We start from the raw sequence: 23,616 nt of genomic DNA on the forward strand, positions 1-23,616 counted from the left end.
AGCGCGGCGAGTTCTGCATCCCAGGACACGACCAGATCGTAGGAGAAGGGTAAGGACACCCGCAGACCATCCCGCCTTCGACGACGATGCGGAGGTCAAACAGCAAAACGATCTACGGATGTAGTACCGGGGAGGTCTATTTCGGCGATTGCGCCTGGGGGGATTGTGGTGGTGACGGTCAGGGTGCTTTCGGTTCTGGTCCAGGTGACTGAGGTTGGGCCGTAGCGGGTGTGGAGTTCGGCGGTGGCGTGGGTGAGGTCGCCGCCGGAGTGAAGGTCTCCGTCGGCGTCGTCCACAAAGACCCTCGCAGACGCCCAGCTCGCCGCCGCAGCGGGCAACCCCCCGCTGACCAGCCCGACCACCCTGGAGAACGTCGTACCGCTGCCCCAGATCCCGACCGGCGACCCGCGCGTACTGGCTGTGTCGCACACCGATCGCTGGCGGGGCGCCCTGTCGCGCTCGCTTCATTGGGCGAGGCGCTGGAGTTGCCCTTCGTGCACGTCGCTCACCCACTCCCAGCCAGGCTTGGCCGATGGGCCGACCCGTGGGTCGGCGGGGACTTGGCCGTTCCGCAACGCGAGTACGTACGCCCGATCCTGGTCGATCCGTGCCTGTACCTGGTCGGATCCGCCGACGGAACCGTGGCCCGGGACGACGACATCGACGTCGCCCGCCACGCCCTCCAGCAGCCGCAGCGCTGCGAGGTAGTCCTCGATCGGGTCAGCGGTGCCGTCCAGGTCGAGCATCGGAATCAAGACATCAGAAAGCATGTCGCCGGCCACGAGAACCCCGCGTTCCTCGATCAACAGCGCCGCATGGCCCGGTGCATGCGCTTGATGCTCGATGATCCGGACCCCGGGGCCATCCCAAGGAATCTGCGCAGTTTCGGCGGGCAGGCCGGTAATGAGGCCGAGTAGGTCCAGCGGTACCTGCCCGGCGATTTCCGTCTCGAGCAGGTGGTCGGCGATGCGAGCCTTCGCACCTGCGTCCGACAGCTGATCTCGGACAGCGGCCGCGCAGCGCGCCGTGCCGTAGCGGGGCACCTCGCCGAGCCGGGCGTGCCAGAGCAGGTGATCCCAATCCGGATGCGTAGAAAACCCTGCCACAACGGGCTGACCCAACTCGTGAAGGTCGTTCGCGAGGCAGTCGATCTCGGAGCCGGTCACCCCGGGGTCGATGAGCAACACACCGGCCCGGCCCTGCACCACAACGGCGTTGCTCTGCACGAACTCGCTCTCGTGGACCAGCACGCCCTCCGCGACCTGCCTCAGCACGAGCTCGCCTCCTTTACATCCCGGATGGCGTAGTGATGCATCGTGACGCCCTGCTCGAACGATCGCTGCTCGAGCAGGTCGAGATCGATCGGCACGTCGTAGTCGTCGAACAGCGGCCTGCCGAAGCCGAGGATTGCCGGGTGGGTGAAGAGCATCAGCTCGTCGAGAAGCCCCGCCCGGAGCAGTTGCGTCGCGAGCGCCGCGCCGCCCACACTGATGCTGCCGTCGGTCCCGGCCCGCAGGGCGGCGAGTTGCTCGATCGCGTCGTCTCCGCCGATGATCCGGGTGTTGTGATCGGCGCTGCGGCGGGTGCGGGAGACAAGCACCTTGGGCTTGGCTGTCCAGATCTCGCCGTATTCACGCATGAAGTCCGGCAGTGACGCGTCCTCGGGCGCCCGTGGCCAGTACTCCTCCATGACCTCGTAGTAGACCCGGCCCTGGACCATGAGCGCGAGCGCCTGCGTCAGCGCGTTGCACTCGCGGTGCAGTTCCTCGTCGATGCGCAGCCACTCACCAGCACCGTTGTCCCCAGGAACTTGCTCGATCCGCAGGTCGAGGGACACCTGCATCGAATAGACGAAGCGGCCCATCAGCTCCTCTTCCCAAGAGTGATTGCATTCTGCAACTACTATAGGTAGGACGAAATACCTGTCAAGGAGGAATCGTGGAACCACGGTCCGGGTGTCCGATCAACGCCGCCGTCGAGGTGCTCGGAGATCGCTGGTCGTTGCTCGTGCTTCGCGACGTCATCTTCGGCGACCGCCGCTACTTTCGGGCGCTGCTCACCGGGTCGATCGAGGGCATCGCTTCGAACATCCTCGCCGACCGCCTCGTGCGGCTCCTCGACGCGGGGATCCTCACCCGCGGCACCGCCGCGCGGGGGCAGCGCGCTCGCTACAGCCTCACTGAAGCTGGTATCCAGACTCTTCCGATCATCTACGCCCTCGGCAACTGGGGCCTCGACTGGCGCCCGGGCAGCGACGAGCTCCGGAGCCGGCAGCAGCTCATGCGCGATGAGGGTCCGGCGTTCATCGAGGAGTTCATGGACGAGCTTCGCGTCCGCCACCTCGGCGCCCCGCCGAAGCCGCACGACGGTCCAGGCCCGTTCGAGCGCCTCGACGCCGCCTACGCCGCGGCCGCCGAGCAAGAACACGTCGATTAACGGTGACGGAACGTCCCCCGCCCTTACCTTCTTGGGCTCCGGTAGCGTGCCGTCACCGCGCACAAGACGTCGCCGCCATGGGACAGACGCACTGCATGCCCGACGTCGGATGACTCCGCAACGCCCCGGAGCCGTTTTGAACTCGGATCTTGCCGGATCCCCTGGTTGCTGACGAGGTGGTGCCAAGACGCGGTGGCGCACGGCTGGCCCACGGCGCGCCTGTGGTGGCGGTGAACCGCGCAAGGCGGAGCTGGTGCCATGAGGAGGAGGGCCGCAAGGAAGGAGGCCGGTGATGACCCGACCCGTCGGTATCGACCTGGGCACGACGAACTCGGTCGTGTGCGTGCTGGAAGGCGGTGAGCCGACCGTTGTCACCAACACCGGGGGCTCGCGGACGACCCCTTCGGTGGTCGCGTTCGCCAAGAGCGGTGAGGTGCTGGTCGGTGAGATCGCCAAGCGGCAGGCGGTGACCAACGTGGAGCGCACCGCGCGCTCGGTGAAACGCCACGTGGGGGATGCGACGTGGCGCTTCCCTGAGGCGGGCAGCGTGGACGGCAAGCGGTACACGGCACAGGAGATCTCCGCCCGCGTGCTGCAGAAGCTGAAGCGGGACGCCGAGGCATACCTCGGCGAGGGTGTCACCGAGGCCGTCATCACGGTGCCGGCCTACTTCGACGACGCGCAGCGCACCGCGACCAAGGAGGCGGGGGAGATCGCCGGCCTGAAGGTGCTGCGGATCATCAACGAGCCGACCGCGGCGGCGCTGGCCTACGGACTGGACAAGGAGAACGACCAGACCATCCTGGTCTTCGACCTGGGCGGCGGGACGTTCGATGTGTCGCTGCTGTCCGTCGGCGAGGGCGTGGTCGAGGTGAAGGCGACCTCCGGAGACACCCACCTGGGCGGCGACGACTGGGACCAACGGGTCGTCGACCACTTGGTCACGCAGTTCAAGAACGGCTACGGGATCGATCTGTCCCAGGGACAAGATGGCGATGCAGCGGATGCGTGAGGCGGCCGAGCGCGCCAAGATCGAGTTGTCGTCTGTCTCGGAGACGAACGTCAACCTCTCGTACATCACCGCTTCGGCCGAGGGCCCGCTGCACATGGACGAGAAGCTGACCCGCGGGCAGTTCCAACGGCTCACCCAGGACCTGCTGGAACGTTGCAAAGGGCCCTTCGGTCAGGCGATCAACGACGCGCACCTGCAGGCCGCCGACATCGACCACGTCATCCTGGTCGGCGGCGCGACGCGCATGCCCGCCGTGGTCGACCTGGTACGTGAGCTGACCGACGGCAAGGAGCCGCACAAGGGAGTCAACCCGGACGAGGTGGTGGCGATCGGCGCCGCGCTACAGGCGGGGGTGCTCAAGAGCGAGGTCAAGGACGTCCTGCTGCTGGACGTCACCCCGCTGTCGCTCGGCATCGAAACCAAGGGCGGCATCATGACCCGGCTCATCGAGCGCAACACCACGATCCCGACCAAGCGCTCGGAGGTGTTCACCACGGCCGACGACAACCAGCCGTCCGTGACCATCCGGGTCTACCAGGGCGAACGCGAGATCGCCGCCTACAACAAGAAGCTCGGCATGTTCGAGCTGACCGGCCTGCCGCCCGCGCCGCGCGGGATCCCGCAGATCGAGGTCAGCTTCGACATCGACGCCAACGGCATCATGAACGTCTCCGCGAAGGATCTCGGCACCGGCCGTGAGCAGTCGATCGTGATCACCGGCGGGTCGGCCCTGCCGAAGCAGGACATCGAGCGGATAGTGCGCGAGGCGCAGCAGCACGCCGAGGAAGACCGCCGCAGGCGCGAGGCCACCGAGACCCGCAACAACGCCGAGTCGCTCGTCTACTCCACGGACAGGCTGCTGCGCGACAACCCGGACAAGGTGCCGGCGGACGTCACATCCCGAGGTCGAGTCCGCGCTCGCCGATCTGAAGGACAAGTTGAAGCGCGAGGATATAGGCGCCATCAGGCAGGCGAGCGAGAAGCTTTCGACCGCTGCCCAGAAGGTGGGCCAGGCGATCTACGCACAGGCGCAGGGCACCGCTACGGGTGCAGAGGCTGCCGGTGCGGGTGAACAGCGAGGCGCCGGCGAGGAGGAGGTCGTGGACGCGGAGATCGTCGATGAGGACAAGCGCCAGGAGGGCGAGCGATGAGCCGGCGATCCGATTCCGCACGGCAAGGGCGGCCGGCCGCCGCCCTACCGATGCCTGCCCCGAGCTCAGGCGACAGGACCGAGCACGCCGCCACGCCGTCGCCGGCTCGCGACGCGCTGGCGTCACCGCGGCGCGCCAAGTCAGGTAGGGCGGCCGGACGGCCACGATCATGGTCACGGACGGCCAGAGTGCGGGCGGAGCTCGCTGAACGCACCGCGGATCTGCAGCGCGTCAAGGCGGAGTACGACAACTACCGCAAGCGAATCCAGCGCGACCAGGCGGTTGTGCACGACATCGCCGTGGCGGACGTGCTGCGGGGCTTGTTGCCCGTTCTCGACGCCATCACCCGGGCCCGCGAGCTCGGCGACGTCTACGGCGGCTTCCAACTGGTCGCTGAGACGCTGGAAGCGGAACTCGCGGCCCTCGGCCTGGAGGCCTTCGGCATGCCGGGCGAGGCCTTCGACCCGACGTGCCACGAGGCGGTCTCGTACGTACCCTGCGCTCAGCCCGGCCGCGCCACCTGCAGCGAAATCCTGCTGCGCGGCTATCGCGCCGGCGATCACCTCCTGCGACCGGCTCGGGTCACGGTCACCAGGCCACCCCCACAGGGCAGAGGCCCGGCATGACGAGCACCCGAAAAGTCCTGTTAAGCGGACCAGAGTCCAACGGCTGACCATGACCTTCCGTTCGGATGCCGGCAGAGAGCCGACCTGAAACGGGGCTTCATCCTGGGCGACGTCGCCGCGGACTGGCCGCTGGCGCGAGACCGCTTCCACGTCTACTTCGACGCCTCCGGCCTGGTGGCCGTCTTCCCCATGATCGGGGGCTACTGGCGCACCCCGGACGACAACCCGCCGGACAACCCCGGGCTGGACCACTTCACCGCCTACGTCGCCGAGCGCACGCCCCTGGACTCCCGCGCACGCGACCTGCAGTGGAGCTCGTCGTTCGTGGCCCGCGAGCCTGGCCGACCGCCTTCGCCACGGCCGCGTCCTCCTGGCCGGCGACGCCGCGCACAGCCACAGCCCGGTGGGCGGCCAGGGCATGAACACCGGCATGCAGGACGCCTACAACCTGGGCTGGAAACTCGCGCTCGTCGTCACCGGCCGCGCCGGGGAATCCCTCCTGGACAGCTACCAGGCCGAACGATGGCCCGTGGTCAAGGCCGTGGTCGACGCCACCTCGACCACCACGAAGGTCGCCACCGGCACCTCCCTGGTCGCCCGCAGAGCCAGGCGGCACGCGCTGTGCCTGCTCGGCAGGCTCAACCCCGTACAACAGCGACTGTCGAACGCCTTCGGCGAGCATCTGGTCCACTACCGCGGCAGCGACCTCGTCTTCGAACGCTGGCACGAATCGCCGGCCAGGGCGTGGAGTGACGTCGCCCGTACCGGACCCGAAGCCGGAGAACTGGTGCGGGACGCCTACCTCGAGAACCGCGAAGGACCGGTGGCACTCCGCCACCTCCTCCGCCCGCCGGATCACCACCTCTTGCTGTTCGCCGCGGACACCACCGACTCCGCCACCCTGACCGCCTGGCAGACCTCCGCACGCGAGGCGATGACCGGGCACGGCGAGGTCCACGTCGTCACCCGCGGCCACCTGCCTCACGACCCCGCGGACGGCATCTTCGCCGACCTGCGCAGCGAGGCGCACAACCGCTACGGCGTGCGCCGCCCCAGCCTGTATCTGATCCACCCGGACAAATACGTCGGCTTCCGCGGCGACAGCGTCGACCTCGAACCAGTGAACGACTACTTCCGCGCCTGGCCACCCGGCACCACGGTCTTCGAGCTGGACTTCGCCGACGTACTCGCCTTCAAGGCGGCCGTGCTCGACGGCCGCGGCGCGACCCCCGCGTGCCATCGCGTCGAGGTCGCCACCGACCTGCGCCAGGACTGGCCGCGCGCGCTGACGGAGTCAGGCTTCAGCCCGCGGCGGCCGGCGGCCTGGCTGGCGGAGGGCATCCTGTACGCGCTGCCGCCCGAAGCCGCCGACCTGCTCCTCGACCGGATCACCGCCGTCTCCGCACCGGGAAGCGTGCTCGCCCTGGACCACGCGGAGGACTCCAAGCTGCTCCGCACCGCCCGCGCCGACATCTCCGCCGAACTCGTCGGACTATGGCGAGGCGGCCCCGCCGAGAACCTGGACACCTGGCTCTCCAACCTCGGCTGGCAGCCCTCCGTGACGGACATCGCCGAGGCCGCAGCCGCCTGCGAACGCCCGATCCCACCCGCGTTCGACCCCGCCCGCGCCCGACAGCGGGCGCGGCTGGCTGGCGACGGCACGCCTCCCATGACCTCGCTGACAAACGGCGTGCCCGCCATCGAGATCGCGGCCCGGACTGGGGCCGTTCCGATGACTACCTTCCCGGGCAACCATGGCCAGGAGGTCGAACGTGAGGCCGGCGGCGGCCAGCGCGGTGATCTGAGCGTGGTCGTAGGCGGGTGAGACCTCGACGACATCCGCACCGACGATGTCGAGGTCCGCGAGGGAGTACAGCAGCAGCTGAAGCTCCCGGGTGCTCAGCCCGCCGGGCTCAGGGGTGCCGGTCGCGGGCGCATGGGCGGGATCGAGCACGTCGATGTCGATGCTGATGTAGACCGGCCGATCAGCCACTCTCTCCCGGAGCCGGTCGGCGGCGTGCTCGATGCCGCGCCGCGCGACGTCGAGTGTGGAGATCGTCGCGAATCCCAGCTCCCTGTCGTCCTCCAGATCCTTGGCGGCCGGGGTTGTGTGGCGAATGCCCACATGGGCGCAGTGGTTCACCGCCAGCAGTCGCTCCTCGGTGGCCCGGCGGAACGGAGTGCCGTGAGTGAGCCGCGCACCGAACACGTTGTCCCAGGTGTCGAGATGGGCGTCGAAGTGGATGAGTGCCACGGGGCCGTGGTGCCGATGGGCGGCTCGCAGCATCGGGAGGGCGACGGTGTGGTCGCCGCCCAGAGTGATGATCCGGTCAGCACTTCGATAGAGCCGCTGAGCGGCCGACTCGATCTGACTCACCGCCTCGGCGATGTCGAAGGGAGTCACGCCGACGTCACCGGCGTCGGCGATCTGCAACCTCGACCACGGCTCGATCTCGAGCCCGAGGTGGTAGGGCCTCAGGAGTTTGGAGCCGGCGCGAATGGCCTCCGGGCCGAATCGTGCGCCTGGCCGGTAGGTGGTACCGGCATCGAACGGCACGCCGAAGATCGCGACGTCGGCCCGGGAGACCTCGTCGAGCCGCGGCAGGCGGGCGAACGTGGATGGCCCCGCGAAACGCGGGAGCTGCCTGATGGAATCGGGCGGTCCGACGATCCCTGTGTCGCCGGACTCCGCGAGCTCGTCCTTCTCAACGCTCGACAACGCGATTCTCCTCCCAAGGTGACCGGCCCCCGTCTTCTGGGCCTCACAGTAGTCAGAGCTCTCTCCCGGGCATTCGGTCGATCGCACGAGGGATTCGCGCCGCTTCCGGCCTTCGGCACAATGCGCCGATACCTGGTGAGGACAATCATGCGAAGGTCGGCATGACACCCACGAGTGAGGATTCCGCTTGCCTGAGAATGCATCGGATGCGTATGCGTCCTCGACTCCAGACCTGCTCGGCGCCTTGGACGGAGAGCGCCGGCGATTGGGCATCCCGGGTGCCGTCGTCCACGTGAGCGGTCCGTCGTACGGCAGTTGGACCCGTGCGCTCGGCGTCTGCGATCTGGCCACCGGGGTGCGGCTCACCGCCGACAGCCGCATGAGGATCGGGAGCCTCACGAAGACCATCGTGGCGCTGATCGTCCTACGCCTGGCGGAAGCCGGAGACCTCTCCTTGGACGATGAGATACAGGCCCATCTGGCAGAGCCGCAGATCCCGCGAGGAGTCACCGTTCGCCGTCTCCTCGACATGACCTCGGGCCTGCCCGACTACACCTCGGAGGAGTTCGTCGCCGGTCTGCTCCTCGAGCCCGACCGGCTCTGGACTCCCTCCGAGCTGCTCAAAGTCGCCCTGCGGAACCCGCAGCAGTTCGAGCCCGGCACCTCCTGGGCGTACTGCAACGCCGGCTACATCATGCTGGGAATGCTCATCGAGCACGTAACCGGCGCACGAGTCGAGGACGTCGCGCGCCGGCTGGTCTTCGACCCCCTCGGCATGCGGGAGACCGAGCTCCCGCCGCTGACGCACGACGCCGCCGCCCTGCCGGATCCTCGGCTGCGTGGGTACCACCGCCGGGACGGCGAACTCGTCGACGCGACGCGCGTCAACCCGTCCTGGGCGTGGACCGCCGGTAACGCGGTGTCCACCGTGGGCGACTTGAGACTGCTCATCGAGGCATCGGTGCGCGGCGACCTCCTCCAGGAGCAGACCCGGCGTGAACGCATGCGCACCCACCCGGTGCCCGACAGCACCATCACCTACGGCCTCGGCATCGCGAACTTCGACGGCATGTGGGGCCACAACGGCGAACTGCCCGGATTCCAATCGTTCGCCGGCCACGATCCGGCGACCGCGATGACCGTCGTCGTCCTCACCAACCTCGACGACCACTCCGCGGACCTGCTCGCCGCGTTCCTGCGCACCCGGCTCGCGAACGCTGCCGGCTCATGAGGAAAAAGCCGACACCCGAGGATTCCACCGGGCCGGAGGTGTCCGGGAACCTGTCGCTCCTCCTCGAGGATCTGAGCAGACTCGTTCGTACCGAGTCGCCGTCGACGGACCTGGACGCGGTCGGCCGCTCCGCGCGGGTGGTCGCGGACTTGGTTCATGAGCGCTTGGGGCGTCGGCCAGAGATCCTGTGCGTCGACGGAGTCGACCATGTCCTGCTGCGCGGGGCCGATCCGAAGGTCATGCTCCTCGGGCACCACGACACCGTCTGGCCGCTCGGCACGTTGGACGAGCTGCCCTACACCGAAACTGCCGGCGTCGTCAGTGGCCCGGGCTGCTTCGACATGAAACTCGGCCTCGTCCAGGCGATCCACGCTCTCGCGTGGCTGCGGCGATGCCGCGGCACCGGCGTCCTCGACCAGGTGACCCTTCTCATCACGGGCGATGAGGAGCTGGGGTCCACGACATCACGGGCACTGATCGAGCAGGAAGCAGGCCGCTGCCGGGCAGCCCTCGTGCTGGAGGCGGCCGGCCCGGGCGGCGCACTTAAGACGGGGCGCAAAGGCGTGTCCCTCTACCGGATCGAAGTGCTCGGTCGTGCCGCGCACAGCGGTCTCGATCCGGAGAAGGGCGTGAACGCGACCATCGCGATCGCCGAGGTGGTGCTGCCGATCGCCCAGCTCGCTGACCCGGCGGCCGGTACGACCGTCACCCCGACGGTGATGAGCGCGGGCACGACGCCCAACACCGTGCCCGCGACGGCCACTGTGGCTGTCGACGTCCGGGCCGGCACCGCCGAGGAGCAGCACCGCGTGGACCGGGCGATCCGCGAGGTCACGCCGGTTCTCGTCCCGGCGGAGATCCGGGTGCGGGGCGGAATCAACCGGCCGCCCATGGAACGGAGCGCGGCGGCGGCGCTGTTCAGCCAGGCACAACGAATCGCACGCCGCCTCGGCCATCCTCCGCTGGAGGAGATGACGGTCGGCGGCGCATCGGACGGGAACTTCACCGCGGGTATGGGAGTACCCACCCTGGACGGGCTCGGTGCCGTCGGCGGCGGCGCCCACGCCCGCGACGAGCACGCGGAGATCGCGTGGATCCTCCCGCGTACGCGACTGCTCACCACCCTCATCGAGGAACTCACAGGTAGGAGCGCCGGGCCTCAACGGCGGGCGGAGATCACCTGACGCGCGCGCTCGCTGCTCGCCGCGAGTTCGTACAGGACTGTGATGAATCCGAGGAGATCTGCCGACGCCGTGAGGACTGTCGACACCGTCCGGTCGGCCGTCCGGGCGCAGCCGGGGATGCAGGCGGCGAGCTCGGCGGCCACCGGCGAGGGCAGGTCGACCTCGACCTCGAACGACGGGGGCGGCGGCGGACAGCTCAGTGCCGACGCGCGGGCCACGGCATCGGCGGCCCCTTCCCGCACCAGGTTCCTCGCCACGCTCGGCGCGACGGAGTCCGTGGCCGAGAATCCGTGTGTCTTCTTCACGGTCACGATCGTGGCCTCGGGGAAGATCTCGGTCGCGATCGCGCCGATGACGTCATCCCCGGTGACCAGGCCCACCGGGACACCGAGCGATGCCGCGTACAGGGCATTGACCTCGGCCTCCGACACCGGTGATCCGTTGACTCTGACCTCACCGAAGTAGGCGGAGAAGGTGTGCGCCAAGAGCCCGGGCGTGCCGGCCGGCGCGTGGTAGCCCACGAAGAGCGCCACGGCGCAGTCCTCGGTCAGGCCCTCGGCCATGCACTGGGCCTTGGGTTTCCCGAAGACCAGCCGTGCCCTTGGGTCGAGGCGCTCGTGGATCAGATTGTCCATCGTCCCGTGGGAGTCGTTCACGAGCACGCTCGTCGCTCCGCCGTCGAAGGCGCCCGCGATCGCGGCATTGGCTTCCTCGGTCATGAGCTCCTGGGCTCGGGGGTAGCCGAACCCGCCGCGCACGATCTGGTCGAGGGTCCCGATGCCGGCGATGCCCTCCATGTCGACGGAGATGTACGCCTTCATCGCTGAGCTTCTCCTTCGTCGGTGCCGCGCGTCACTCCCATTGTCGTCAAGGCTTTCGCAGCAATACTGGGTCGATCGTCCAAATCGAAACGAGCATAGATGTACGATTACACAATGGGTGGCGGTATGGGTAGTCCAGCAGACCTGGGGCGGCTGGTCGAGCGGCTCGGCTCGACGTTGCTGACCATCAAGGCGGGGCCACGTCAGCCGGCTCGTGCCGTGACGACCGTCGTCCTTCACGACCCTCTGGACCAACCCGACGTCCCACCAGACGCAGTGGTGCTGGGCGTCGGCGTGCCAGCCGGCGACAGCTTGGTCACCCTGGTCAGAGCGCTGGGCGAAGCCGGGGCCACGGCCCTCGTGGTCCGGGAGCCGCTGACCGTCGATGAGGTGGTCGCGCGCGAGGCGGAGCGCGGCAACGTGTCCATCTTCGGTCTGGTGCAGGGCGCATCGTGGATCCACGTGGCGACGTTACTGAGCGGCGCTCTGCATCTCGGCGCCGATGGGGAGCCTGCTGTCGGTGGCGATGCGGACCGAGACTTGTTCGCCTTGGCGAACTCGCTGTCGGCTCTCATCGATGCCCCGGTCACCATCGAGGATCTGTCGTCGCGGGTGGTCGCCTTCTCGGCTGACCAGGCTGGAGCCGACGAGCCGCGCCGCCTGACGATCCTTGGTCTCCAGGTGCCGGAGATCTACAGCGAATACCAAAGAGAGCAAGGCATGTTCCGCCGCTTGTACGCTTCGGAGCGACCGGTGTTCATGCAGAACCCTGCCCCCGGCACCCGTCCCCGGGTGGCGATGCGGGTCCTAGCAGGCAACGAGATTCTCGGCTCCATCTGGGCCGCCGTGGCAGGGCCGCTCACCCCCGAGCGGGAAGCCGCCATGATCGAGGCGGCACGAGTGATCGCGCTCGAGATGCTGCGTGCTCGCGTCAGCGCCGATGCCTCCCAACGACTCGGAGTGGCCCTACTGTCCATGCTCCTTGAGGGAGGGACCGGCGCGCGCGAAGCCGCTCAGCAGCTGGCCTTCGGTTCGTCGCCGGCATGCGTCCTGGTCCTGGGCCCGCTGCAATCTGACGACGAGGTCCGCACGGCGGCCGACATCCAGCGAACGGCCGCCACACTTCGAACGCACCTCAGGCCTACATATCCGCGTGCCATCGCCGCCCAACTCGGTGGCGCGGTCTACGCCGTCGTCCCCCTGCGTGCCGCGGCCGCCCCAGCGCTGGCCGCCATGAAGGACCTGGCCGGCGAGTTCATCGCTCGTTTGGACACCACCACCGAGTTCTGCGCTGGACTCGGTGGCATCGTCGAGGATGTCAGCGAACTCGGCTCATCACGACGCGATGCCGATGCCGCGATGCGGGTGCTGAGATCCAATCCGCGCGAGGGTAGAGGTGTCGCGTCACTGGCGGATGTGGAGATCGAGTTCCTCCTGCTCCGCCTCAGCGACCTGATGGCAGCCGACCGCATCGAACTAACCGGCCCGCTCGGCGACCTGGAGGATTACGACGCCAAACACGACACCCAGTTGGTGTCGACACTCCAGAGCTGGCTCGAGCACTTCGGGGACGTCGTCGCCGCGGCACGCGCCGTCCACGTGCACAAGAACACGTTCCGATACCGGCTCGGCCGGATCGAGAAGATCGGAGGTGTGGATCTGACCAACCCCGATGAACGATTCGCTCTGATGCTGCAACTCCGCCTCGGCGCCGGTCGGCGATCGCCGCGGCCACCCCGATAAGAACGCGGTAGACCGAGTAGCCACCGGGATCGCCTCAGCTGGTCCCGGGTTGGTCGATCGTCCAAGATCTGCGCACGCAGATCAGACGGACGCACGATGCGCCTCTCCGACTGGGCGGGTGACTCTTGGTGTTCGACGTAACACCCCGACTCGGACCTTAAGGCGGGCCTGCCATGAATCAACGCGCCGCTGCTTTCGCAGCTCTCCTCATTGCTCTGCCGGCTCTAGCGGCTTGCGGCGGCTCGGGGTCGGGATCGGGATCGGACGGGGGCCAGGCGGGCTTCGCGACGGACGGCACGTTCGCGTTCGCGATCGACTCCGACCCAGGCGACCTGAATCCGCTCGTCACCAACCTCGTCAACGCGCAGATCGTCGGAATGTACTCCTACGACACGCTGATCTTCCCCGACCCTGAGACAGCCAAGCCCGCGCCGTTCCTGGCAGAGAGCTGGACCGAAAGTCCGACCAAGGTCACCTACACCCTGCGCGACGGCATCACCTGCGCCGACGGTACGCCGTTCACCGCGCAGACTGCCGCTGACAGCCTCAACTGGATCGTCGACCCCGCCAACAAGTCGCCTCGCCTGGAATCCGTCGTGCCGGCGGATGCCAAGGCGAGCGCGAAGGGCAACGTTCTCACCGTCACCACCGCCAAGCCGAGGCCCTTCATGCTGTACGACATCGGCGCGCAGCAGATGGTGTGCGAGCGCGGTCTGAAGGACCCCAAGAGCCTCTCCGCGGGGAGCGCCGGCACCGGCCCGTTCGTCATCGATCGCGTCGTGGCCGGAGATTCGATCACACTGACCCGCAGATCGGGCTACACGTGGGGCCCCAAGAACAGCACCTCGGACACGCCGGGGATGCCGAAGATCGTGACGATCAAGATCGTGCCGAGCCCGTCGACCAGAGCGAACCTGCTGCTGTCCGGGGAACTCAACGCAGCCTTGGTGAGCGGCAAGGACGAGGAACGCCTCACCGATCTCAAGTCGATGCCATCGCCGGCCATGTCCGGGATGATCATCTACAACCACTATCAAGGTCTCCCGACTGCTGATGTCAACGTACGACGCGCGCTGACTCAGGCGATCGACCTCGACACCCTCACGAAGATCCTGACCGGCGGCAAGGGCGAACGAGCGACCTCGCTGCTCTCCGGAAGCCCGAGCCTGTGCACCTACGACGCCGTCGAGGGCAACCTGCCTTCCTCCGACCCAGCGGCTGCTGGTCAGGCGCTGCGCGCGGTGGGCACGCCGATCAACATCACACTTGTGTATGACAACACCACGGACACGGGCAGCGCCGCTGCGGAATACGTCGCGAAGCAGTGGGAGACTGCCGGCGCCGCCGTGAAACTCGACGGTGGTGACGAGAACTACATCATCAGCCGGACCTTCGCGGCCAAAGATCCGTCGGGCTGGACGGCATCGCTGGGGCTCAACCTTCAGTCGGGCACACCGGCCATCTTCCCGCAGTACCTCGCCGGACCTGCCGCCCCTGCGGGAACGAACTTCGCCTCCATCGACAACAAGGACTACAACAGTCGCGTCGCCGCGACCGCTGGCCTGGCCGGTGACACGGCCTGCAAGGCCTGGGCCGAGGCGGAAAAGACCCTGATGACAAGCGCTGACCTGATCCCGGTATCCATTACGCCGTACAAGATGTTCTTCAATGGCGCGACGGCGCTCTACCGGCCGATCGGCGGGCAGTTGCCCGGTTCCGCGATCCGCATGCTGAAGTGACTACGGAACCGACTGCCACTCTGCTGACAGGAACTGGGGCGGGACCGGATTCCGCGACCGGAACGAGCCGAGGCGGAGGCGGGCGGCTAAGGGCCTTCATCGTGCGACGACTGGTACGGCTCGCGTATTCGTTGGTCACCCTGGTGACTGTTGTCTTCCTGATGGTCCGTCTGATCCCAGGAGACCCAGTTCGCAATGCCCTGGGAATCCACGCGACGGCTGCGGTCGTGGAGGCACAACGCGAAAGCTTGGGACTGAACGACCCGCTGTGGATGCAGCACCTGGACTTCTGGAAGGGGCTGCTCACGTGGGATCTCGGAGACTCCTTCTCTCTTCACCAGCCGGTGACCACGATCATCGAGCAGCGCCTGCCGGCGACCCTGGAACTTGCGTTCCTGTCGCTGGCGATGGTGCTCCTGGTGTCGGTCCCGCTCGGCATCGCCGTCGCCGCGCTCACCCGAGGTGGCCGCAGACCCACCGTCGACCTGGCTTACACCTCGGCGAGCGGCCTGTTCGCTGTCATCCCCGAGTTTCTCATGGGAGTCGCTCTGGTGTACCTCTTCGCCGTCCAGAGCCACGTGTTGCCCGTGGCAGGCCGAGCCGGTCTGAGCTCGTATGTACTGCCCGTCCTGGCACTGTCGATCGGAGTCGCTGCGGGCGTCTCGAGGATCGTCCGTGTTGAGGCGCTGACCGTATTCGAGCAGGACTACATCCGGACGGCGCGTGCGAAGCGCATGTCGAGGTGGCGCCTGTACTTTCGCCACGCTCTGCCGAACCTGGTGACCTCCTCGCTGACCGTTGCCGGAATCGTGCTTGGCTCCCTCGTTGCGGGCACGGTGCTGATCGAGACCATTTTTTCGTGGCCCGGACTTGGGCTCACGATCGTGGACGCGGTGCGGAGTAAGGACTTTCCACTCGCACAGGGGATCGTCATCGTCTACGGCTTGATCGTCCTCGTCTCCAACCTCTTGATCGACATCGTCTTGGTCTGCCTTGACCCGCGTTCAGCGCTGAAGGACACGTGATGGCGGTGACAAGCATGTCCTCTCCCGACTCCGCGCTGGCGGGGCCGGCCGCCGTAACGGCGGTGGGCGTGTCGATGCCCATGGCGGTCTCGTCTCGCCGCAGGTTCCTGACCGTCCTGCGCTCTCCCCTCGGCATCGGCGCGCTGGCCGCCCTGATGGTGGTCGCGTTCTTCGCGGTGTTCGGCCCGGTGCTGTGGGGCGATGTCGCGCGGCAGGCCGATCTGACCCAGCTGTCCGCGAAGCCCAGCGCGGACCACCTCCTTGGCACTGACGCGGGTGGCCGGGACGTTCTCGCGCGGGTGCTGACCGCGACCCGGCTCTCGATCGTGACCGCCGTCCTGGCGGCCGCCCTCGGCGTATCCGTTGGTGTGGTCATCGGCCTGCTGCCGACGATCGCGCCTCGGTGGCTGGGGCGGTTGACCAACAGCGCCATCGGCGTGGCACTCGCCTTTCCGGCTCTCCTGCTCGCCATCGTCGTGTCGATCACGCTCGGTGTGGGCGCCACCAGTGCCACACTGGCGATCGGCCTGGCCATGGCGCCGTCCTACGCTCGGCTTACTCAGACCCTCGGTGCGTCGGTGACCGGGCGCGACTTCGTGGCGGCAGCTCGCGTCCTCGGCGTCAGCCGACCGCGGATCCTGGTGCGGCACGTCCTGCCCAACGTGCGAGACCCACTCATCGTCAATGCCAGTATCAGTGCCGGCACTGCGCTGGTAGCGGCGACAGGGCTGTCCTTCCTGGGCCTCGGCGTACAGGCGCCAGACTACGACTGGGGCCGCATGCTCAACGAGAGCGTGGGAGCTATCTATGTGAATCCCGCTCCATCTCTGGGTCTGGGCGCTGCCATCGTGTTCGCCGGCGTGACGTTCGCGCTCGTCGGTGAGGTGCTCGCCCGGGCATTCGGGTTGCACCGACCCTCCGGCCGCCGCCGGCGGCAGGCCCCCAGCTCGACGGCAGCATCACCGGTCCTGCAGGTCGCAGATAACCCCGTGCTCAGGGTGCGCGGCCTGCGCGTGGACGCGCCCCGGGGGGATGGATGGGCAACGCCAGTTCGTGGCGTCAGCTTCGACATCGGTCGTGGGGAGATCGTCGGCATCGTCGGTGAGTCGGGCTCAGGGAAGTCGCTGACCTGCATGGCGGTCGCGTCACTCCTAGAAGAGCCACTTCACGTGACGGCGTCATCGGTCCAGTTCGAGGACACGGAACTCGTCGTCAGGGGCAAGGTGCCCGGGGGACCGCGTGCCAATTCGCTGGCCCACCAGCTCGGTACGCGACTGGCATTCGTCTTCCAAGATCCCTCGACCTCCCTCAACCCTGCCCTTCATGTCGGTACGCAGGTCGCGGAGGTTGGTCTCCTGCATGGCGGCCTCAGCCGACGCGAGGCACGTCAGCGTGCGGTCGACCGGCTTGCCGCGGTACGGCTCTCTGACCCCGCTCGCCGTGCTCGCCAGTATCCCCACGAGTTCTCGGGTGGCATGCGGCAACGAGCCACGATCGCGCTGGGGCTCATGGGCGAACCGGCGCTGGTCATAGCTGACTAGCCGACGACGGCCCTCGACGTCACAGTGCAGCGGGAAGTCTTGGCGCTCTTGCGGAAGGTGAACCGTGAGCATGGGACGGCCGTCATGTTCGTCTCACACGATATTTCGTTGGTCTCGTCATTCTGCACGCGAGTCCTGGTCATGTACCGAGGAGCCATCGTGGAGAGCCTGAGCACTGAGGATCTCGCGAGCGGACGCGCGGAGCATCCCTATACCCGGGCGCTGGTGGCAGCGGTGCCGCACATGGACGCCGTCCCGGGCACCGAGTTCGCCACGATCACCGAGGATGCTGAATTTCCCCTCGATGCCGTAGGGGAGGGGTCGGTGTGAGCGACCTCGCCTTTGAGAATGTGGGAGTCAGGTATGGAAGCGGACATGCCGCCCACCAGGCGGTTCGTGGGGTGAGTCTCAACGTGCCGAGTGGCCGGACGGTCGGGCTGGTGGGTGAGTCCGGTTCGGGCAAGTCGACGCTGGCTCGTGCCGTCGTTGGTCTGCACGAGGCTCATGCGGGCCGCATCCTGGTCGACGGCACCGATGTCGTCGGTGCCCGGGGGAGTGCTGCGTCCGTTCGCCGCACCGTGCAGATGATCTTCCAGGACGCTAACTCCTGTCTGAACCCAAGGATGTCCATCGGCGCCTCGATTGAGGAGGCGCTTGCTGTGCGTGGAAGATCCACGCGACGCGATCGCGCTCACCGGCGCGGCGAGGTGGCCACACTCCTTGAGATGGTCGAGCTCGACGCGACCCGTGCCGGCGATCTGCCCATGCAGTTGTCGGGGGGTCAACGTCAACGCGTCGCGATCGCGCGGGCGCTTGCCGCCGAGCCCCGGGTGCTGCTCGCTGACGAGATCACTTCAGCGCTGGACGTCTCGGTGCAGGGGACCGTGCTGAATCTTCTGATGCGCGTCCAGCAGGACCTCGATCTGACGGTTCTCTTCATCAGCCACAACCTCGCTGTAGTCAGGCAGTTGTGCGATGACGTCGCAGTCATGAAGAACGGGGAGGTCATCGAGGTCGGATCGGCGACCGAGGTGATCGACCACCCCAAACATCCCTACACACGCGAGCTGGTCCGTGCCGTCCCCCGGATCGGCACCCCTCTCTTCGGCAAAGGAACCACTCTATGAACTCTCGCCAGTTCAGTCTCGATGACATCCGTCAGGTCGTCACCGTTCCCGAGACTGCGATCACGGCGGATGGAAGAACGGTCGTCTTCACGCGGCGCCAGGCGGCAGACCACCGCACGGAGACATCGCTGTGGGCAGTTTCCCGCGATTCTCAGCCACAGCCGCTGACCCACGGGCCGACGGATCGAGCACCTCGCATCGTCCCAACGGGGATCATGTTCCTGCGCGATGTCGACGGATTCCCGCAGTTGCATCTCCTGCCGCACATGGGTGAGCCGACGCGGTTGACCGAGCTGCCGCTGGGGGCCGGGGCCGCGGCCGTCAGCCGGGACGGTCGCCGGGTCGCGTTCTCCGCACCCGTGAACCGCGCGCCCGGCGACGCCGCTGCGCCCATCGTCATCGACACGCTCGACCAGAAGGCGGACGGGATCGGCTGGATCGGCAGTGTCCGCCGCCAGATCTTCGTGATGGACCTGGGATCCAGGCAGATCAGACAGGTCACCGACGGCGACTACGACGCGGACGGCCCGGCATGGTCGCCCGACGGCGACCGCCTCGCATTCACGGCCTCCATGGCCCACCGCGCGGACGTCGAGCTCGAACGCCGCGCCTACGCGGTCGAGGTCGACGACCCGCTCGCTCCGGTGCGGGTGCTCGGACAGGCCACAGGAGTGACCGGTCCGGTCATGTGGGCTCGCGACGGCGCGTCGCTGCTCGCCGTGGGATCACCCGCGATGGTGGCAGGCCATGCCCGGCTTCTCCGGCTGTACGGCGACGGCAGGCCCGACACCGACATCACGGCTGGGCTGGACCGCAATGTGCTGCCGGGCGCGACGGGCTACCCAGGTGGCCACCCGGCCCAAAGCCACGACGGCAGCGAGATCGTCTTCTGCCTGCGTGACCGTGGCTGGACCCATCTGTACGGGGTCGGTCCGGATGGCGGAGAGGGCAGGCCGATCGTCGCGGAGCCGCATCAGGTCGTCTCCGCGCTCTCGGTGGCCGCCGAGGCACCCCGTGCCGCGATCGTCCTGACCACTCCTGAGTCGTTCGCCGAGGTCGCGATCGTCGACCTGGCCACCGGCGAAGTCGAGGTCCTCACCTCGCTGACGGAAGAGAGCCTCCCCGGGGTCCAGCTCTGTCGACCGGAGCCACGAGAGTTCACGATCAGCGATGGCGTCGTCGTCCACGGGTGGCTGATGGCGGCACCGGACACGACCGGAACCGCTCCGCTCCTGCTCGACATCCACGGTGGGCCGCACAACGCCTGGGCCGGTGTGGCCGACGAGATCCATCTGTACCAACAGCTCCTCGCCGCACGCGGGTGGCGTGTCCTCACGCTCAACCCCCGTGGATCCGACGGGTACGGCGAGGAGTTCTACCGAGCCGTCGACGGCGGCTGGGGACGAGCTGATCTGGCGGACTTCATCGAGCCGATCGACCAGTTGATCGCCGAGGGGATCGCCGACCCCGAGCGACTCGCTGTCGCCGGCTACAGCTACGGCGGCGTCGCGACCTGTGCCCTCACCGCCCACACCGACCGGTTCGCGGCCGCGGTGGCCGGCGGCCTGATCTGCGACTTCGCCTCCATCGCCGGTCAGCGACTGCTGCCGGAAGGCTTCTTCGCCTCGGCGACCGCAGGTGCCGCGCCGACAGACGTGGCCCGGCTCATCGAGAGATCTCCGATCGCACGCGTCGAGCATGTGAAGACACCCACGCTCGTGCTGCACGGCGAGAACGACAACACCTGCCCGATCGGACAGGCACAGCAGTGGTTCTCGGCACTGCGGATCCAGGGTGTGCCGACTCGCCTGGTGGCCTATCCAGGAGGCAGCCACCTCTTCATCGCCGACGGCGAGGTCGATCACCGCGTCGACTACCACGCCCGGGTCGTGGAATGGGTCGAGCTGCACACCCGCGCCGCCGCACGGCCGGCCGCGCTGTCGCCGGCCCCACGTGGGGAGCACTACTGGCGCCGCCGTCTGGACCTCCTCCGAGAACGGCACGGAGTCGTCGGGGCGCAACTCGGAATCGTACAGCTCGATCGGAGCGGAACGGTCTTCGACCGCATCACGGTCAGCTCCGGGGTCCTGAACATCTCGACCCGGGAACCTGTCATCGACGACGCCGTCTTTCAGATCGGGTCGATCACGAAGATCTGGACGACGATGCTCGTCATGCAGCTCGTCGACGAGGGGCTGCTCGATCTCGACGCTCCCGTGCGCGAAATCCTGCCGGACTTCAGGCTGGCCGATGACGAGTCGCCCTCGGTGACGGTACGGGCGCTGCTCAACCACACCAGCGGCATCGACGGGGACGTCTTCACCGACACCGGGAGGGGAGACGACTGCGTCGCGCGGTACGTGGAGCACCTCGCCGCCGTCTCCCACATCCACCCGCTCGGAGAGAGGTTCTCCTACTGCAATGCCGGCTTCGTCGTCGCGGGCCGCATCGTCGAGGTGCTCCGCGACATGACGTGGGACGAGGCGCTGCTCCACTATTTGATCAAGCCGATGGGCCTGCGGCACACCATCACCCTGAGCGAGGACGCACCCAAGTTCGCCACGGCGACCGGCCACGCCGGCTTCGGCGACGAGTCGGCCCCGGTGCCCCAGTGGTCGATCACCCGATCCATGGGACCCGCGGGCCTGATCGTGGCGAGCGTCGGCGACCTGCTGACGTTCGCGGAGATGTCACTACGCGGAGGGGTGACCCGGGAAGGCGTTCGTCTGCTGTCAGCCGACAGCGCTCGCCTGATGACCATCGAGCATGTCGATCTGAGACAGAGCGTCGCCACCTTCCAAGGCTGGGGACTGGGCTGGTTCCTCGAGGACTGGCGGGGAACCTTCGTATACGGCCATAACGGCGGCACGATCGGCCAACGTTCATACCTGCGCTTGATCCCCGGTACGAACTACGCGGTGGCGTTGCTGACCAGCGGCGGTCAACCGGATGGTCTCTTCTACGAGCTGTTCGCAGACGTCACGTCGTCGATCGACGGCAGTCTGCCCCCGGTTCGAGTCCGGGCCGACATGACACGTCCGCCCGAACCGCTGGAGGGCGCCTGGGAGTGCGCTGGCTATCGCGCGGAGGTGGCCCCCGACCCGGACGGTCTCAGACTGACACTGTGGGAGCGGAAGGGGCATCTGCGCGACGGCACGGCAGCAGAGCCGAAGTTCGCCGCGCTGCATGCCTCGAACATCCCGGGCGTCTACGCCTACACCACTGCTGAGCTCGCGGGGTGGGAGCAGCTCCGGCCCGTCGCCGGCGGCGCCTACAACGGACACCGCTTCCTGCGGCAGGAGCGCCAATGACGACCCAGGCGCCGAGCTCGACCCCGCTGTCGACCCCCATGGAGTTGCGGCTGCTTCACCGCCCGGAGGAGATGTCTGCCGCCTCCGAGCTCGTGGCGCAGATCTGGAAGGTCCAAAACACCCAGTCGCATGTCAGCCCGGAGCTCCTCACGGCGTTCGCGCACGCGGGCAACTACGTCGCCGGTGGTTTCCGCGGCCATGAGCTCATGGCGGTCTGCGTCGGGTTCTTCTACCAGCCCCGGGAGAATGCCCTGCACTCCCACATCGCCGGCGTGCGACCAGACGCGGCGGGCACAGGATGGGGCAGAGCCCTCAAGCACCACCAGCGCGACTGGTGCCTGGCCCGCGGTGTCACTCGCGTGACATGGACCTATGACCCCCTGGTGGCCCGGAATGCGTACTTCAACCTCCACAAGCTCGGCTGTGAGGTCGAGGTCTACCTGCCCGACTTCTACGGACCGATGGGTGACGGGCTCAACCAGGGCCAGCACAGCGACCGGATCATGGTGGCCTGGCACATCGGGCAGGCCACGGCGCCCTCACGAGCCGAGAAGGAGCACGGCCCCGCCGTGCTGAGGTCCGTGGACCGGCGACCCCAGCTCGACCTCGGCCGGGCGGAGTCTTTGCCCCGATGCGTCGTGGAGATCCCCTCGGACATCGAGGCTCTACGGCGCCACGAACCCGAGCTCGCGATCTCGTGGCGGCTCGCGCTGCGACGGGCGCTGGGTGGGCTGCTGGAAGAAGGCTGGGGCGTCGTCGATTTCGACCGCCGGGGTCACTACTGCCTCACAAGGAGCACCTGAGAATGCACATCGAGCGTGTCGAGCTCATCACGGTCCGGATGCCGCTGATCCACCCGTTCACCACCTCGTTCTCCACCCAGACGGAGCGACTTCCGCTCCTGATCCGGGTCACGGCCTCGGACCGCGGCGGCACCGTGACCGGGTGGGGCGAGTGCGTCGCCCTCGCCGAGCCGTTCTACTCGCCGGAATACCTTGAGGGAGCACGAGAGGTCCTGCGGCGATTCCTCGTGCCCGCGCTGTTCGAGTGGCAGGCCGCGGGTCACGCCGTGTCGGCGTCGACGGTCGGCGCGGCACTTGAGCACGTGGTCGGCCACCGCATGGCCAAGGGCGCTCTGGAGATGGCGATCCTGGATGCCCAGCTGCGGCTGCGGAACATGTCGTTCGCGGCGCAGCTCGGTGTGACCCGCGCCTCGGTGCCCTCGGGGGTCAGCGTCGGCATCGAGAAGTCGATTCCCGACCTGCTCGGCCGGGTGGGCGACTTCGTCGACCAGGGTTACGCGCGCGTCAAGCTCAAGATCCAGCCCGGGTGGGACCTCGAGCCGGTCAAGGCGGTGCGCGAGCGGTTCGGCGACATCGCGCTGCAGGTCGACGCGAACACCGCCTACCGGCTCTCCGACGCCCGGCTGCTGCGCGGACTCGACCCCTTCGATCTGCTGCTGATCGAACAGCCGCTGGGCGAGGAGGACCTGCGGCAACACGCTCTGCTCGCGGGCCTGCTCACCACGCCGATCTGCCTGGACGAGTCGATCGTCGACGCGCGGTCCGCCGCCGACGCGATCGCGCTGGGGGCGGCGAGTGTCATCAACATCAAGCCAGGAAGAGTGGGGGGATACCTCGAGGCGGCACGCATCCACGACCTCGCGCTGGCGCACGGCGTCGCGGTCTGGTGCGGCGGCATGCTCGAAACCGGCATCGGCCGAGCCGCCAACGCGGCGCTGGCCGGGCTCCCGGGCTTCACGCTGCCCGGCGACATCTCGGGCTCGGATCGGTTCTACGCCCAGGACATCACCGAGCCGATCGTCATGAAGGACGGCGCGGTGTCGATCCCCGGCGGACCCGGGTTCGGCGTCGAACCCCTTTCCGCGGCACTCGGCGAGATGACCGTTCACACGCTCGACCTCACCGCCTAGCGACGAGACCAAGGATC

At 67.9% G+C, this 23,616-nt stretch carries 17 protein-coding genes and 3 pseudogenes; 16 read left to right on the forward strand and 4 right to left on the reverse strand.

Features of this window, described 5'->3' with window-relative positions:
• Window positions 1-464: 464 nt before the first annotated feature.
• Both ABGB08_RS49785 and ABGB08_RS49790 read right to left on the reverse strand, forming a co-directional pair.
• Window positions 465-1,274 (reverse strand): MBL fold metallo-hydrolase, encoded by an 810-nt coding sequence (locus tag ABGB08_RS49785; RefSeq protein ID WP_347606008.1) that lies wholly within the window; start codon window positions 1,272-1,274, stop codon window positions 465-467.
• Window positions 1,268-1,864, reverse strand: coding sequence for a dihydrofolate reductase family protein (locus tag ABGB08_RS49790; RefSeq protein WP_347606011.1), 597 nt, complete (start codon window positions 1,862-1,864; stop codon window positions 1,268-1,270). Before ABGB08_RS49790 ends, ABGB08_RS49785 begins: the two co-directional genes overlap by 7 nt.
• Before the next feature lie 74 nt (window positions 1,865-1,938).
• Between ABGB08_RS49790 and ABGB08_RS49795 the strand changes: the two genes are divergently transcribed.
• The 5 genes and pseudogenes from ABGB08_RS49795 to ABGB08_RS49815 all read left to right on the forward strand — a co-directional run bounded on the left by ABGB08_RS49795 (window position 1,939) and on the right by ABGB08_RS49815 (window position 7,050).
• Window positions 1,939-2,436 (forward strand): helix-turn-helix domain-containing protein, encoded by a 498-nt coding sequence (locus ABGB08_RS49795; RefSeq protein WP_347606014.1) that lies wholly within the window; start codon window positions 1,939-1,941, stop codon window positions 2,434-2,436.
• Between the two features lie 292 nt (window positions 2,437-2,728).
• Window positions 2,729-4,599, forward strand: a pseudogene (dnaK, locus tag ABGB08_RS49800) (molecular chaperone DnaK).
• 188 nt (window positions 4,600-4,787) lie between these two features.
• Entirely contained in the window at window positions 4,788-5,225 is a 438-nt protein-coding gene (grpE, locus tag ABGB08_RS49805) for a nucleotide exchange factor GrpE (RefSeq protein ID WP_347606017.1), read from the forward strand.
• Between the two features lie 340 nt (window positions 5,226-5,565).
• A pseudogene (locus tag ABGB08_RS49810) lies at window positions 5,566-5,775 on the forward strand (FAD-dependent monooxygenase); the annotation flags it as partial.
• A complete protein-coding gene (locus tag ABGB08_RS49815) occupies window positions 5,767-7,050 on the forward strand; it encodes an SAM-dependent methyltransferase (RefSeq protein ID WP_347606076.1) in 1,284 nt (427 codons plus the stop codon). The pseudogene ABGB08_RS49810 and the gene ABGB08_RS49815, both read left to right, overlap by 9 nt.
• Here the strand turns inward: ABGB08_RS49815 and speB are convergent.
• A pseudogene (speB, locus tag ABGB08_RS49820) lies at window positions 7,030-8,217 on the reverse strand (agmatinase); the annotation flags it as partial. The gene ABGB08_RS49815 and the pseudogene speB sit on opposite strands and share 21 nt — an antisense overlap.
• Between speB and ABGB08_RS49825 the strand changes: the two are divergent.
• Complete coding sequence (locus ABGB08_RS49825; protein ID WP_347606020.1) at window positions 8,132-9,175, forward strand: serine hydrolase domain-containing protein; 1,044 nt, start codon at window positions 8,132-8,134, stop codon at window positions 9,173-9,175. The pseudogene speB and the gene ABGB08_RS49825 overlap by 86 nt on opposite strands.
• The gene (locus ABGB08_RS49830) at window positions 9,172-10,359 is read left to right on the forward strand and encodes a M20 family metallopeptidase (RefSeq protein ID WP_347606023.1); all 1,188 of its coding nucleotides are present in this window, start codon (window positions 9,172-9,174) and stop codon (window positions 10,357-10,359) included. The genes ABGB08_RS49825 and ABGB08_RS49830 overlap by 4 nt, the downstream gene beginning before the upstream one ends.
• On the opposite strand, the gene ABGB08_RS49835 is transcribed toward ABGB08_RS49830, so the two are convergent.
• Entirely contained in the window at window positions 10,335-11,180 is an 846-nt protein-coding gene (locus tag ABGB08_RS49835) for a M55 family metallopeptidase (protein ID WP_347606026.1), read from the reverse strand. The two genes, ABGB08_RS49830 and ABGB08_RS49835, sit on opposite strands and share 25 nt — an antisense overlap.
• A 126-nt stretch (window positions 11,181-11,306) precedes the next feature.
• On the opposite strand from ABGB08_RS49835, the gene ABGB08_RS49840 reads away from it, so the two are divergent.
• From ABGB08_RS49840 to menC, 9 genes are all read left to right on the forward strand, one after another.
• A complete protein-coding gene (locus tag ABGB08_RS49840) occupies window positions 11,307-12,923 on the forward strand; it encodes a helix-turn-helix domain-containing protein (RefSeq protein ID WP_347606029.1) in 1,617 nt (538 codons plus the stop codon).
• A 173-nt stretch (window positions 12,924-13,096) separates the two neighbouring features.
• The gene (locus ABGB08_RS49845) at window positions 13,097-14,662 is read left to right on the forward strand and encodes an ABC transporter substrate-binding protein (protein ID WP_347606032.1); all 1,566 of its coding nucleotides are present in this window, start codon (window positions 13,097-13,099) and stop codon (window positions 14,660-14,662) included.
• 101 nt (window positions 14,663-14,763) lie between these two features.
• On the forward strand, window positions 14,764-15,687 hold the full coding sequence (locus ABGB08_RS49850) for an ABC transporter permease (protein ID WP_347606035.1): 924 nt from the start codon (window positions 14,764-14,766) through the stop codon (window positions 15,685-15,687).
• Complete coding sequence (locus ABGB08_RS49855; RefSeq protein WP_347606038.1) at window positions 15,687-17,228, forward strand: ATP-binding cassette domain-containing protein; 1,542 nt, start codon at window positions 15,687-15,689, stop codon at window positions 17,226-17,228. The genes ABGB08_RS49850 and ABGB08_RS49855 overlap by 1 nt, the downstream gene beginning before the upstream one ends.
• Window positions 17,229-17,387: 159 nt before the next feature.
• Window positions 17,388-17,558, forward strand: a complete 171-nt coding sequence (locus tag ABGB08_RS49860; protein WP_347606040.1) for a hypothetical protein — start codon at window positions 17,388-17,390, stop codon at window positions 17,556-17,558.
• Window positions 17,555-18,355 carry an ATP-binding cassette domain-containing protein gene (locus ABGB08_RS49865; protein ID WP_347606043.1) on the forward strand — a complete coding sequence of 267 codons (801 nt, stop codon included), beginning with the start codon at window positions 17,555-17,557 and terminating at the stop codon, window positions 18,353-18,355. The genes ABGB08_RS49860 and ABGB08_RS49865 overlap by 4 nt, the downstream gene beginning before the upstream one ends.
• 215 nt (window positions 18,356-18,570) lie before the next feature.
• Window positions 18,571-21,666, forward strand: coding sequence for a serine hydrolase (locus ABGB08_RS49870; protein WP_347606046.1), 3,096 nt, complete (start codon window positions 18,571-18,573; stop codon window positions 21,664-21,666).
• A complete protein-coding gene (locus tag ABGB08_RS49875; protein ID WP_347606048.1) occupies window positions 21,663-22,469 on the forward strand; it encodes a GNAT family N-acetyltransferase in 807 nt (268 codons plus the stop codon). Before ABGB08_RS49870 ends, ABGB08_RS49875 begins: the two co-directional genes overlap by 4 nt.
• Window positions 22,470-22,471: 2 nt before the next feature.
• On the forward strand, window positions 22,472-23,599 hold the full coding sequence (gene menC / locus ABGB08_RS49880) for an o-succinylbenzoate synthase (RefSeq protein WP_347606051.1): 1,128 nt from the start codon (window positions 22,472-22,474) through the stop codon (window positions 23,597-23,599).
• Window positions 23,600-23,616: the final 17 nt, after the last annotated feature.

Source organism: Acrocarpospora sp. B8E8, from assembly GCF_039871605.1.
GTDB lineage: Bacteria > Actinomycetota > Actinomycetes > Streptosporangiales > Streptosporangiaceae > Acrocarpospora > Acrocarpospora macrocephala.